General features: G+C 69.4%; 10 protein-coding genes. 4 read left to right on the top strand and 6 right to left on the bottom strand.

The window, feature by feature from the left end:
* Positions 1-45 precede the first annotated feature (45 nt).
* Together CDO52_RS13550 and CDO52_RS13545 are read right to left on the bottom strand one after the other, a co-directional pair.
* Positions 46-894, bottom strand: a complete 849-nt coding sequence (locus tag CDO52_RS13550; protein WP_017616694.1) for a hypothetical protein — start codon at positions 892-894, stop codon at positions 46-48.
* Positions 895-1,243: 349 nt separating this feature from the next.
* Positions 1,244-2,134 carry an SAM-dependent methyltransferase gene (locus tag CDO52_RS13545; protein WP_017616695.1) on the bottom strand — a complete coding sequence of 297 codons (891 nt, stop codon included), beginning with the start codon at positions 2,132-2,134 and terminating at the stop codon, positions 1,244-1,246.
* A 267-nt stretch (positions 2,135-2,401) separates the two neighbouring features.
* On the opposite strand from CDO52_RS13545, the gene CDO52_RS13540 reads away from it, so the two are divergent.
* The 3 genes from CDO52_RS13540 to CDO52_RS13530 all read left to right on the top strand — a co-directional run bounded on the left by CDO52_RS13540 (position 2,402) and on the right by CDO52_RS13530 (position 4,777).
* On the top strand, positions 2,402-3,151 hold the full coding sequence (locus CDO52_RS13540) for an acetoacetate decarboxylase family protein (protein WP_017616696.1): 750 nt from the start codon (positions 2,402-2,404) through the stop codon (positions 3,149-3,151).
* Between the two features lie 251 nt (positions 3,152-3,402).
* On the top strand, positions 3,403-4,032 hold the full coding sequence (locus CDO52_RS13535) for a phosphoesterase PA-phosphatase (protein ID WP_152471465.1): 630 nt from the start codon (positions 3,403-3,405) through the stop codon (positions 4,030-4,032).
* 160 nt (positions 4,033-4,192) lie between these two features.
* Entirely contained in the window at positions 4,193-4,777 is a 585-nt protein-coding gene (locus CDO52_RS13530) for a phosphatase PAP2 family protein (protein WP_017616699.1), read from the top strand.
* A 726-nt stretch (positions 4,778-5,503) separates the two neighbouring features.
* Here the strand turns inward: CDO52_RS13530 and CDO52_RS13520 are convergent.
* The gene (locus CDO52_RS13520; RefSeq protein ID WP_094932418.1) at positions 5,504-6,205 is read right to left on the bottom strand and encodes a S1 family peptidase; all 702 of its coding nucleotides are present in this window, start codon (positions 6,203-6,205) and stop codon (positions 5,504-5,506) included.
* A gap of 540 nt (positions 6,206-6,745) precedes the next feature.
* Here CDO52_RS13520 and CDO52_RS28145 point away from each other — a divergent pair.
* Positions 6,746-7,534, top strand: a complete 789-nt coding sequence (locus CDO52_RS28145; protein WP_017616701.1) for a CDP-alcohol phosphatidyltransferase family protein — start codon at positions 6,746-6,748, stop codon at positions 7,532-7,534.
* A gap of 313 nt (positions 7,535-7,847) precedes the next feature.
* Here the strand turns inward: CDO52_RS28145 and CDO52_RS13510 are convergent, their stop codons facing one another.
* The 3 genes from CDO52_RS13510 to CDO52_RS13500 form a co-directional block, all read right to left on the bottom strand.
* Positions 7,848-9,086, bottom strand: a complete 1,239-nt coding sequence (locus CDO52_RS13510) for an acyl-CoA dehydrogenase family protein (protein ID WP_017616702.1) — start codon at positions 9,084-9,086, stop codon at positions 7,848-7,850.
* A gap of 297 nt (positions 9,087-9,383) precedes the next feature.
* Entirely contained in the window at positions 9,384-10,358 is a 975-nt protein-coding gene (locus CDO52_RS13505) for a helix-turn-helix domain-containing protein (RefSeq protein WP_017616703.1), read from the bottom strand.
* A 175-nt stretch (positions 10,359-10,533) separates the two neighbouring features.
* A complete protein-coding gene (locus tag CDO52_RS13500; protein ID WP_017616704.1) occupies positions 10,534-13,029 on the bottom strand; it encodes a S8 family serine peptidase in 2,496 nt (831 codons plus the stop codon).
* Positions 13,030-13,077: the final 48 nt, after the last annotated feature.

Genomic DNA, 13,077 nt, shown 5'->3' with positions numbered 1-13,077 from the left:
TGATATCAGTCCGTTACCGAACTCTCAATTCATTCTCAGGAAACTTCAGGTCGCCGCATCCGGGCGGATCATGATCCAGGTGGCCTGGGCGCGGGCGACGATCTCACCGTCCGGGTCGTAGATCGTGCTCGCGGTGAACACCTTGCGGCCTTCTGTCCCGAGGAGCCGCCCCATGACCACGTGTGGCCGACCGACCTGGGGAGCCCGGTCGACCGCTGCCGTCATTCGGCCCAGCACCATCGGGCGTTCGCTGACATCACTGGACCACCCGCCGGGGCAGTCCAGCGCCGCCCAGACGATCTCGATGGGTACGGCGTCGCGCGGCGTGTCGTCGTCGCTGCCGTGCACCGCCCGCGCGAGGGGCAGAGCGGGGTCGGGGGTCCAGGTGCAGGCGACGGTCGTGGGGTCGTCATCGCCGACCGGTCCGGCGAACAGCCGTAGCCCGTCGCCGGGCGCGCGGTCGGTTCCGCAGGTGAAGCAGGTGGGGAACGGGTGGCCGGACAGCCCTCGGTAGCGGGCCTGCGCCCGTTCCGCCTGGGCATAGGGCACCGGCGGCACGGTCTCGACGGGGGCCTCGGCAGACTCGGCGACGGCGACGCGTTCATCGCCGTCCAGCAGCTGAAGCCCACCGTCGTCGGTGTTCTCCACCTTCATCGGGGTGTCCAGTGGTGGCGGCTTGCGCAGTGTCACACGCACACCGGCGGCGCCACGCGCGCCGAGGCGGCCGGCCAGCAGCCCGCTGATGTAGCCCCCGTTGGCGGAGTCGGGCGGCCCGTTGTACCGGGAGTCGACCGTGAGTTCGGCGAGGGTTCGGGGGTCGCCCGTGCCCTTCGCGCCCTCCGCGCCCGCCATGTGCCCGGCCGTCGACGCGTTGTTGCCTGTGCTGTCGTTCATGGGGGTCAGATTAGGAGAGGGCCGTCACATTGGCCGCGACCGACCCCACCGTCAGCATGCGGCACGAACCCCGGCCCACGGCCCCGCGACCCCCGTGGCCGCACCGGGCGACAGTGAATCCCCTGACTTACTCCGCTTTCCTATTTCCTACTCGACCGATGCGGGCGCCGCGTGGCAGCAGGACATCCGAAACGGACATATCGCCACCAACATGGCGCCTCATAATGTTGCAAGACAGTCCTTCAATGGGCGCGCCCCATGCAGCAAATCCACTTCGCACCCATGAGGAACCGAAACATGCGAAGGCGCACGGGGTGAATCGCGCGCCTTTTCCGAATTGCCGGACCGATTACGGTTTGCGGGCGATGCCCCCGTACATGATTCGCTGGTACGGTTCCAGCTCCTCGTAGGCCGGGACCTCGCGATCGGGCTCCTCCGGGAACCATCGCTGCGGGTGGTCCAAGCCGGGCTCGACCAGCGGCATGCCGAGGAAGTGCTTGCGGATCCCCTCCTCGGAGCGGAGCCACCCGTTCTTCAGCGTCTGCAGCCCCGCCTGCTCGATCGCCTGCTGAATGGGCTCACCGGTGTCGATGAAGTCGGAGATGAACAGGTAGCTACCGGAGGGGACCGCGTCCATCAGCTCGGCGACCCAGTCACGGGGACGCTCGTTGTCGTGGAAGTGCATCAGCAGCCCGAAGACCATCACCGCTATGGGGCGGTCGAAGTCGAGCAGGCCGCGGACATCCTCGTTGTTCAGGATGGTCTGCGGCTCCCTCAGGTCGGCGGTGACCACCGTGGTGGTGTTATTGGTGGCCAGCAGCGCCCGCCCGTGAGCCAGCACGATGGGGTCGTTGTCGACGTAGACGACGCGGGCGTTGGGGTTGATCTCCTGGGCGGCATCGTGGGTGTTCCTGACCGTCGGAAGCCCGCTGCCCACGTCGAGGAACTGGTCGATCCCGGCCGTCCGCGCCAGGTACTGCACGCCCTTGATCAGCATGTCGCGGTTGTCCTGGGCCGCCAGCCCCGCCTCTGGGGCGAGTTCCAGCCAGACGACGGCGGCTTCACGGTCGGGCTGGAAATTGTCCTTGCCGCCGAGGAGCGCGTCGTAAACACGTGCGATGGTCGGCTCGGACATATCGATGCCGGGGAGTTTCGGGTCGTCGCTGTGCGGCGGATTCCCGTCGGTGGTGGTCATCGGCGAGGCCTTTGCGTACTCGGGGAAGAAGTAGTCGAGCAACATCGTACGACCTCGGAAATCCAGCTATCCGCTGAATCCGTAAACCCGTTGGGAAATCCGGTCCTTGGACCTGGGATTCTCCATCCACACAAAAACGGCGGAGGTCGCCCGCCGGGTCCACCGCACTCCGAATACGAACGGCGCGTCGGAGCGCCGAGCCCACCGACGCCATGACACCATCCAAGGCAGAAGTAACTCAGAGCAATTACTTATCACTTCACGTACCAACACCGTCGGGTCATCCGCGCGTGGCTACCCCAGGGAAGCCCCATGGACGTCGTCGACCACGGACATTCCATGCCGGTCGGTGGACCGCTGTACCCGCCCTCACCGCACTACTACCAGGGCCCGCGGATCATGATCGCCATGTACGAGGCCGACACCGCCGCCGTGGCCGCCCAGCTGCCCGACGGGGTCACGCCCCTGCACGACCCCGTGGTCTGCACCGCCTGGGGCGCCGACTTCCCCCAGACCACCTACGGGCCCTATCGCGAGTCATTCCTGTTCGTCCAGGTCGATCTCGACGTCCGGGGCTACAACTACAACCCCTTCATCTACGTCACCAACGACGCCGCCATGGCGGCGGGACGCGAGACGTGGGGCTTCCCCAAGGAGTTCGCCGACATCCGTGTCGACACCTCCCAACACCAGATGATCACCACCACCGACCGGCCCGCCGGCCGACGCATCATGACCTTGACCACCACACCGGAACGCCCAGCCGACCCCGCCGAACTCGGCGCCCTTCCGGTGCTCACCCTGCGCAAGATCCCCGCGAGCCGCCCCGACGCCCCGCCGACCGCCTGTGAACTGATCCGGATCGACACGGACTTCATCCCGCACCGCACCGCCACCGACCAGCCCGACCTGTGGAGCGGGCGCGCCTCACTGACCATGGACAGCCGGTCGGCGATCGACCCGCTGCAGGCCTTCGCCCCCACACGGATCCTCGGCGGCTACTTCGGCACCTTCGACATGGTCCTCCCCATCGGGACACCGGTCCACGACTACCTCACCTAGCCAGCGGACACACTGCTCGCCGCGACCGCTGCGGCGCACACCCCGCCCACGAAACATGGGATCATGTGACGCTGCCGCGAACAACCTCCACGAGCTCAAGCTGCTCCCCGCGGTTCGTAACCCGGTCAGAACAAGGTTGGCGGCGACTGGAACGCAGGGCCGACGCCGCGGCGACCGTCCTCGTATCCGAACCTTCGCCACCCCAATCGTCCTCCGGCACCACGCCGCACTACTTGAAGAAGAACACCGACGTGACTGAGACCCGCACAACCGACATCGCCACCGACTCTCCCGGAAAGCGCCCCGCTGCCGTTGCCGCCACGGCGGTGAGCGAGGTCCTCGCCCCATGGACCGTCATCCCCGTCATGGGCCTCCTCATCGGCCTGGACGCGGCCCCCACCACGCTCCAGGGATTGCTGTGGGGCGGCCTCGCCATTCTCTTCGGGGCGGTGTTCCCCATGGGGTTCGTCTTGCTCGGCGTGAAACGCGGCTCCTGGTCCGATCACCACGTTCCCGACCGAGCTGTGCGACGGTGGCCGCTGGCCGTCTCCGCGCTTTCGAGCGCGGGCGGCCTCGCGGTCCTCACCCTCCTCGGTGCCCCGCAGGAGATGATCGCCCTCACGGTCGGCTGGACAGTCGCTCTGGTGGTGATGGCCGTCATCACTGTGGCGGCCCGCTGGAAGATATCGATGCACTCAATGGCGATCACCATCGCCACCACAGGCCTGGCCGCTGTGCACCCAGCGGCGGTGGCCACGTGGCCACTGGTACTTCTCGTGGGCTGGTCCCGCCTCCACCTGCGCCACCACACGCTGACCCAACTTGTGGCCGGAGCACTCGTCGGGGCCGCCGCGATGGTCGTCTTCGCACTCCTACGGTGACGCGGCCACCATTCAGAGCGGCATCCTCCAGCGTCGATGTCCCCTAGCCTCGACTCCGCGGCACTCATGCCCGTCCCTGAGGCCTACGTCTACTCCCCCGTCGTCGCCCACATCGTCCGCGAGGCCACAGGAGAACACGCACATTCCAAGTAGAGACCGGGTGGCGGACCTCGCAGCACACGCCGCCACAGAAGCCCTCTCACCCGCAGTCGTGGTGTGCCTCATAATTGTCGCGACGACGCTGCACTCGACCTCTACCCTCGCCGAGGCCGCCCTGTGGGCTTGCGTCGTGCTTCTTTTCGGGGTGGTGTTCCCGATGAGCTTCGTCTACTACGGCATCCGACGCGGATGGTGGAACGACCGGCACGTGAACACACGGGCACGTCGCCGTTGGCCGTTCGCCGTGTGCCTAGCATCGGTCGCCATCGGCACGCTCGTGATCCTGTCCGCTGGTGGACCAAAGGCCATGGCCGTCCTCGGCAGCGCCATGGGTGCAACGCTCGCGGTGCTGTGGGCCATCACGGATCGCGGTAAATGGAAAGTTTCCGTGCACACAGTGGTGGCCGTAGTCGGCGCTGGCATCCTCACGCTGCTGCACGGGGTCGCCGCTGCCGTCATCGCCTGGCCACTCGCGGCCGTTGTGGCCTGGTCTCGCATCCACCTGCGCGACCACACACCGGCACAGGTGGCTGTCGGGGCGCTAATCGGAGTGACGGCGATGGCTGCCTTCGCGCTACCGCGGTAACGCGCCACCTACGGCTCAGCCACGCGACTTACTCCACGGCCGATCAATCTGCAGGTGGCGGCCGGTGGACTGTCAGGCGTCGCTTCCAAGCTGCGCTTCGCCAAGTTCCGGTGATAGGCGGCATGAAACGGAAGGTCATCGTTTCGAGCTGGTAACTGCGACCAGTAACACGAATTCGTTACCGGAAACCGAAGCGATAACCGGAGCGCTGCCTTCTCCTCCAGTCACCTAACGTGGCGCCATGACCACCGATCCCCCACTCCAGCTGACCCCCAGAGCGTGCCGTCGCGACGGCGAGTCCTAGCCCGCCCTCTGTCTCGCGTCCCGGAGATCCAGCTATGGCCGCTCGGCTGGTCCCTGGTTACCGTCTTCGCCTCAGCTGTCGCCGGCATTCTTGCACTGTCGGGCGCAGGCTTGTTGCTCCTTGGCGTCGAGGGTGTCAAGCCCGAGCGGCTCTTGACACCCAAGACCGCGTTCGACCTACTTAAACTCGCCTTCGCGGTGATCGCAGGGCTGGGTGCGGCCGTCGGACTGGTGGTGGCCTACCGCCGCCAGCGCGTCCTAGAAAACGACGCCCGCCGGGGCGAGCAGGCCGCGGTGCGTCTAGCTGGAGTGCACGCCCTGGCGCACCTCGCCGACGACGCCCCCACGCGCGAGCTGCGCCAGATGGTTATCGACGTCCTGTGCGCCTATGTTCGCATGCCCCTCGAGCCTGCCCCTAGCGACCTACCTGGGGACGCCACTGAGGAACAGGCTAAGGAGCACCGCGCTCAGCAGCCCGTAGGCGGCGGCGCGCTCTGTCCAGGCGTCGTCGTCGGTGACCGGGATGCGCGCCTTCAGCAGGACCGGGGAGGCCGGGAAGGGCTCCTGAGCCCGGGTCGACCCCCACCCCAGGACCGTGCTCATGCGCCCGGGTTCGGTGAGCCTGCCGTCACCGGGCCGGGCCAACGGCAGCGTCCGGAGCGGTAGCGGCCGGTCCAGAGTGATCACGGCGACGTCGCCGCCGGGACGCGGCTTCAGGTCGCCGTGGGGGTCGGGGAAGACCGGATCGTGGGTCCAGACCGAGGTCGCCTCGCGTGTCCACCCGTCGTCGGTGCGCAGGTCGATGCGTCCGGCGATGACCAGCAGGCCGTCGCGCTCCTCGGCGTCGTCCACGCAGTGGGCGGCGGTGACGACCTTGTCGGGCCGTACCAGTGCGCCCCCGCAGTGCTGGCCTGAGGGCCGGTCGGGGAAGCTGCGCGGATTGGCCAGGGCGACCATCCACGGGTGCTCCTCGGTGGTCGCGGACGAGCCGCCGATGACCGTCGTCCGCGGCGGGGTGGCGGGCGACTCGTCGGCGTGCGCCGCGGGAGGAGCTCCGACGATCAGCGCGAGGCAGGCGCTCGCCACTGCGAGCGCCGCCGTTCGGGGGGTTGCGACCGGACGCATGCATCGCCTCCTGTGTCGGGCTATGTCGGGGGTCGAGGGTGACGGGCCGGGGCCTCGCGGCCCCGCATCCGCTCGACGCGGCCAGATTCGCCCCAGCATGCGGGCCCCGGCCGGGCTCCGTCCTCCCCCGGCCGGAGGAGCACCCCATTGTCCATTCGTCGATGCCATTCCGCCCGCACACCGGAGTAGGCCGACGAACGGCCAACAGCAGGGTGCCCGCGTCCGCACCAGACGCCGACCCGCATCCCCCTCTCTCTGAATTCCCGACCTCGACGAGGGGAGTCCCTGCTGAGGTCAGGAAGCCATTCATCGCCTAGGCTCATTCGGAGGCCGGCGTGCCGTCCCCGTGTTCTGCCTCGTGGACGGCAATCTGGCGGACTACCTGTGTTCGAGCTGCGGCGATTGCTCGCCTTCCGTTGGCTGGTGAGGTTCTCGCCGGGTCGCCCTGGCTACAGCCGCACCGCTACGGGAATTCTGCAGAGGCAGGCGAAGAGGGGGCTGGCGCTCCTGTCGCGACCTCCAGAAACGAGAGCAAGGGACGTGACCGACTTCCGATACGCGCCGGTTCGCCTGGGAGCCGGTGACGGCTCCAGCAGGCGCAGGACCGACGCCCTGCTCACCGGGCTGCGTGAGGGCGGGTGGCGCCCACGCGCCTGGGCCGCCTTCGCCGCCCGTGCCACGGCCTGGTCGGCGAGGGAGGCCGCCCGCCGTCCCCAAGCCGCCGCCGAGGCCACAGCGCTGCACGCCGCGTTCCTGTGCGCAGCCCGGGACGGCCGCGGCCGCGCCCGCGCTGCCGCGAGCTGGCTGCTGGCCATCACCCACCTGGGCATGCTGGAGGGGCGCACCCGACTCAGCGTGGCCGACACGCTCACCCTGCTGCGCGCCAACCTGCCGGCGCTGTCCGACGGCGCCTGGACCGGCCCGGCCGCGCTGGCCACCGACTTCCTCGATGGACGCCTGGCCCGCAGGACCGGAACCGCCTCCCCCTTCGGCGCCTACGCCGACGCGCTCGCCGACGCCTCCTTCTGGATCCCCTACGCCCTCCGCCACGAACCGGACCCGCGGTGGAGGGGCGCCCTGATCGGAGCCTGGGTGCTGCCGTTGGCGGGCGCGACCGCCGCCGCGTTCGCGCGCGGACGGATGGTTGACGTCCCCCGGATCCGCGGCCTCCACCCGGCGACCGCCGTCGAGGCGGCCATCGTTGCCCGCAGGCTCCGACCCGGCTTCGTCCCCGGCCGTCCCGGAACCTCCCGGGCCCGGTCCTGTCCTCGGAGCTGGAACCCCCCGTTTCCGCCGCATTCTCGGCACTGCACGTCAACTGCGCCCTGAAACCGTCGCCAGCGCTGAGCCACACCCAAGGTGACCGCCGCAGGCCTCGGGGTTCGCCTTGGTGATCCTCTCAGTTGCCTGCGCTGGATGTGCTGCGTTCGAGCAGCGTCGGTGCCTCGCCATCATCGCCCCGAGCAAGGAATTCGCCCGGCAACACGATCTCGTTTCCGGAAACAGGAGCGGTAGCACGGGTCCGGGAGAGCACGGTACATGTGAATGGAAAGCAGTAGCTTTCCACTTCTCTACCGCCGCGCCGCTCTCCCGAACGAGGCAGCACGATTCACCTAGAGACGCACCTCTACCTGCACAAACATCACCTCACCGGCAGTCCGGTCACCGTTCGGCCGATGATGAGGCGCTGGATCTCGCTGGCGCCCTCGAAGATGGTGAAGATGGTGGCGTCGCGGTGCCAGCGCTCCACTGGGTAGTCACGCGTGTAGCCGTTGCCGCCGAGGATACGGATGGCCTCTTGGGTGACCCAGGTGGCGGTCTCGCTGGCGAAGAGTTTGGACATCGACCCCTCGGCCTGGGCGAAGTCCTTGTCTTGGCGGGCCATCCAGGCGGCGCGCCAGACGAGGAGGCGGGCGGCGTCGATGCGGGTGGCCATGTCGGCGAGGGTGAAGGCGATGGCCTGGTTGTCGCCGATCGGTTTGCCGAACTGCTCGCGCTGGATGGAGTAGTCGCGGGCGTACTCGTAGGCGGCGCGGGCGCAGCCGACCGCCATGGCGCCGACGCTGGGGCGCGACTTTTCGAAGGTCTTCATCGCGGCCTGGCCGCCGGATCTGCGGCCCTCGCGGGCGCGGGCGAGGCGTTCGTCGAGTTTTTCCTTGCCGCCGAGGAGGCAGTGTCCGGGGACACGCACGTCGTCGAGGACGACTTCGGCGGTGTGCGAGGCGCGGATGCCGTGCTTGGCGAACTTCTGGCCCTGGGACAGGCCGGGCGTGTTGGGCGGCACGACGAAGGTGGCCTGGCCGCGCGAGCCGAGTTCGGGGTCGACCGCGGCGACGACGACGTGCACGTTGGCGATTCCGCCGTTGGTGGCCCAGGTCTTGGTGCCGTTGAGGACCCATTCGTCCTTGGCCTCGTCGTAGACGGCGCGGGTGCGGATGGCGCTGACGTCGCTTCCGGCGTCGGGTTCGGAGGAGCAGAACGCGCCGAGCTTGATGTCGTCGGCCGATCCGAACATCTGCGGCACCCACTCGAAGAGCTGTTCCTGCGTGCCGTTGCCCGCGACCGCGACGGCGGCCAGCCCGGTCCCGGTGAGGGACAGGGCGATGCCCGGGTCGCCCCAGTACAGCTCCTCGAAGGCGACGGGAATGCCGATACCGCTGGGCTCCAGCCACTGGTTGGCGAAGAAGTCCAGTGAGTACAGCCCGATCTTGGCCGCCTCCTGGAGGATCGGCCAGGGGGTCTCTTCTCGCTCGTCCCACTCCGCCGCGGCCGGGCGGATCACATCGCGGGCGAAGCCGTGGGCCCAGTCGCGAATGTCCCGGATGTCCTCGCTCAGTTCCAGGCTGAAGCCGGTGGTGGTCTCTGCGGCGGTGTCGGTCATGTGCACACGTCCTTCGCTGCGCCTTCGGCGGTGTCCGGAGGAGAGGGTGATGGTGGTCGTCGTCGACACCCCCGCGCCACAGCGATCGGTGGCATGACGTGGAGGGGTGCCGGACGAGCGTGTTACCAACGGTAACACTTGGCCCATAAGGCACACAACGGGCACCGGCCTTGATTTCCGAATCAAGCTCGGAAACAGGCACGAAGGGGTGGACAAGGGGTGACGTGAGCGGGAAACGTCAGTTCGGGGGCGGGACCCTCCGGGCGCCGATATCCCCCGCTGCCCGCTCGCGGGCGCTCACAGCCAGCCGCGTCGGGTCGCCTGCCAGATCAGCTGGTGGCGCGTGCGCACCCCCATCTGGGCACTGAGTCGGTTGATCCTGCGCTGGACGGTGCGCACACTCACGCCCAACTGGTTGGCCATCGCGCGATCCGTACATCCGGAGAGCATGAGCGACAGCAGGCGGCGGGCCTCCGCCTCCGCTCCGGGCAGCGGGACCGCGGCCCCCTCGGCCTCCTGCCCGGGAAAGGGGACGGCGGTCTCCCAGATGGTCTCGAAGACCCATTCGAGCGCGTCGAGCAGCCCGCTGGGGCGCACGATGATCACCGACGGCTCCTCCAGCCCCGTGGTGACCGTCGGCAGGAACGCCGCGCGGTCGTCGGCGATACTGAGCTTCATGGGGATGTGCCCCGCCACCCGCATCTCCTCGCCCAGCTCGCACGACTCGGCCAGGAGCAGGGGGTCGTCGGGATCGTCCAGCAGCGCCCGGTCGTAGACCACGCGATAGTGCACCCCGGCGGCCATCGACGCGCGCGCCACGTCGTTGTCGGCCGAGCTCACCACCATCGGCGGCCCGGTGACGAGGACCCGCACCTCCTTGGCGGCCCCTTGGTGGATCCGCCGATAGCTCTCGGTGACCGCTTCCCGGCCGGTGACGATCTCGGCGATCTCCTCCGGGTCGTGCAGCGCGGCGCGCGCCCTGTAGTCCTCGATCAAGCGGGCCACCTCCGCCTGGGTTTGGTAAAGCTCCGCCTGACGCTGGACCAGCAGGGGGCTGAGCGCGGCGTCGGGCGGTGCGACGCGCAGCGCCGACGTCCCCTCGCGCACGCGGCCGAGCAGGCCCCTGCCGGCCAGGCGGGCCAGCGCGTCCTCGGCCTCCGGTGGTGTCATGCCGAGCCGCGCGGCGAGTTCGCCGGAGCTACCGGCCGGGGAGCGGAGCAGTGCCAGATAGACCTTCTCCTCGTCCTCCGCCAGGCCGATCATCTCCAGCATCCGCTGCCCTCCGCCTCGTCGTCGCAGCCCTGCCGCCCGGCCGTAGCGGCCGAGGCATGCATGGGACTGTACGCACGACCGCGCGGGCGGGCCAGCTGCCCGCCCGCGCGGTGGCACGGGCCGTTGTCGGGCGGCGCGGGGGCGGTTCTGCCGTCGCTCCGCGCCGCCGCCGGGGTCAGTCGGCCGGGGTGATGCTCGCCCCCAGCTCATAGGGGTTGTCCGCGACGGGCGAGCTGCTCGCGGCGTCGAGCGACAGGTCCCAGATGCCGGGAATCGGGTTGCTGTAGGTGCGCTTGAGCGCGTTGCAGGTCCCCGCCTCCGGGATGTTGGTGTAGCAGTGCCCGGTCGCGCTCTCCCCGCTCGGGCCGAACGGCGTGAACGCGGTCCAGCGCAGGCGGCTGCTCTCGGCCACACCGGACATCTCGACGGTGAACGACGTCGTTCCGGGCGGGATCGCGACGTACCGGCTGCCGGCTTCGGCGCGGGAGACCTCGCCCGAGCCCGACCAGGACGTGTTCTCGCCGGTGAACTCGGCGTCGGGAACGATCACGGTGAGCATGACGGTGTGGTCGACGCCCCGCGTGCGCGGGTTGTCCAGCTGCAGAACGGCGCTGTGCGCCCCGGCCTCCGCCGGGGTGGCCGTGATGCCGAGGGAGGTCTCCTCCGCCTTGCCCAGTTTGAGGTGGCGCGGGACGGAGAAGGTGCCGTCGTCGCCGACCAGCTTCACCCGGTACGGCTGCACCGCGTCGCCGCCGGTGTCGCGGGTGATGGTGAGCTCGTAGTCCTTGCTCGCGCCGGCTTTCTGCCCACCGGCGCCGGGCAGGCAGCGGTTGTACAGGCCGCGGCCGAAGCCCGGCTCCACGAGCTTGTCCGACTGCTCGGTGCATACCGGGGCGGTGACGGTCAGCTCGTCGGTGGCCAGGTCCTTGCGCAGCAGCTTCCAGGCGGCGCCGACGTTCATCTGCCCGTGGCCCTGCTCCAGCGCCGTCAGGTCGTCGGAGAAGTCCGCGCTGGTGCGCAGTGCGGTGCGTAGCTGGACCGGAGTGACCGTCTGCCCCTTCTGTGCGGCGGCGGAGAGCAGCAGCGCCGCGCCCCCGGTCGCCTGCGGGGAGGACATGGAGGTGCCGTTCTTCATGCCGTAGCCGGGGGGCAGGTCGTATCCGGCGCCCGGGACGGGGGCGCCCTTCTTGTCGGTGGGGATGGCCGAGATGGCCGCGCCGGGGGCGGTGATGTCGGGCTTGAAGCCGCCGTCCTCGCGGGGGCCGCGCGAGGAGAAGGAGAAGAGGCCCCGGTCGTAGTCGACGTCCCGGCCGTAGTTGGCCTTCCAGGTCGCGCCGGAGACGGTCGCGCCCACGCTCATGACGTCGCCGGCCACCGACGGGTCGCCGACCGTGTTGATGCCGGCGCCCGAGTTCCCGGCGGAGATGAACATCTGCACGCCGGTCTCGGCGATGAGCCGGTTGTAGAGCAGCGCGCGGGCGTTCTGGCCGTCGTTGAGCGCGGGCAGGCCGCCGATGGACATGTTGATGACGTCCACGTCGAGGTCGGTGGCCAGCCGCACCATGCCGTCGGTGAGGGCGGCCGAGGAGCAGCCGCGGTTGTGGCAGGCGCGCATCGAGACGATCTCGGCGCCGGGCGCCGCGCCGTTCATCTTCCCGCCGAACAGCCCGTTCCCGGCGGCGATCCCGGCGACGTGGGTGCCGTGCCCGTGGGTGTCGAGGCCGATGTGCACGGTGCCGTTGTACACGTCGGGCAGGGCCGAGACGACGAAGGCGGGGGCCTCGTTGATGGGGGTGTCGGGGTCGTCGGTACCGAACTTGCCGACGTCGCGGGTGTCGCCGAATTCGCCGATCGCGTCCTCGTCGGTGAAGTCGCCGTTCTGGTCGAGGTCGACCAGGACCGTCCCTTCGGCGGGGCGGTAGAGCACGCCCCAGGCGTCGTCGTCGGACCCGGCGACCGTGAAGTCGAACTGGCCGAAGCGCCATGCACCCTCGGGTGCGGTCCAGGTGCGGCCCCGGCCCTCGAACGTCGGTCCGGTCACGCCCGCCGTGAGGACGAACGTCGGGTCGTAGATGAGGTCGATGAGGTTGGTCGGGTCGGTGGCGTTGACCCAGTCGACGATCTTGTCCTCGCCCGTGGTCGTCTTCTGGAGTGCGGGGTGCTCCACGTCGACACCGGTGTCCAGGACGCCGATCGTGACGCCGCGCCCGTCGGCCTCCGGGTTCTTCTTCCGGAAGTCGACGGCGCCGGTCTCGTTGGTCGGCATGTAGGGGTTGTCGTCGGGGGTCTCGGCCGACGGGCCGTCGGTGGCGGCGCCTGTGTCCGCGCCCTTGTCCGCCGGGGCCGGGTCGGGCAGCGGGAGCAGCTCGTCGACGTCGATGGCCACGACATCGTCGATCGCTTCGACCTTGTCCACGTCGTCGAAGCCGACATTGACCTTGAGGTAGCCGATCTCCTCCTCGACCGTGGTCACCTCGGCGCCGAAGGACTCCAGCTCGCTGCGGACCTCGTCGGCGCGGCCGTCGTTAGTGGCCAGGATGAGGGTCGCGAAGTCGCTCTTCGTGGACTTCGGCAGGATCCAGGGCTGCTTCTCGTACTTTTCGAGCAGCGCCCGGCCGTGGTCACCGATCTTGTCGGCACGCGGCTCCGCCGACGCGGTTCCGGGCAGCACGACCGCGGTGAGGCTCGCGGCGACAAGTGTGCCTACCGTGAGCAGGGC

It is taken from the genome of Nocardiopsis gilva YIM 90087 (assembly GCF_002263495.1).
GTDB lineage: Bacteria > Actinomycetota > Actinomycetes > Streptosporangiales > Streptosporangiaceae > Nocardiopsis_C > Nocardiopsis_C gilva.
The sequence above is the reverse complement of the archived record's forward strand: the minus strand, read 5'-3'. Positions and strand labels throughout refer to the sequence as shown.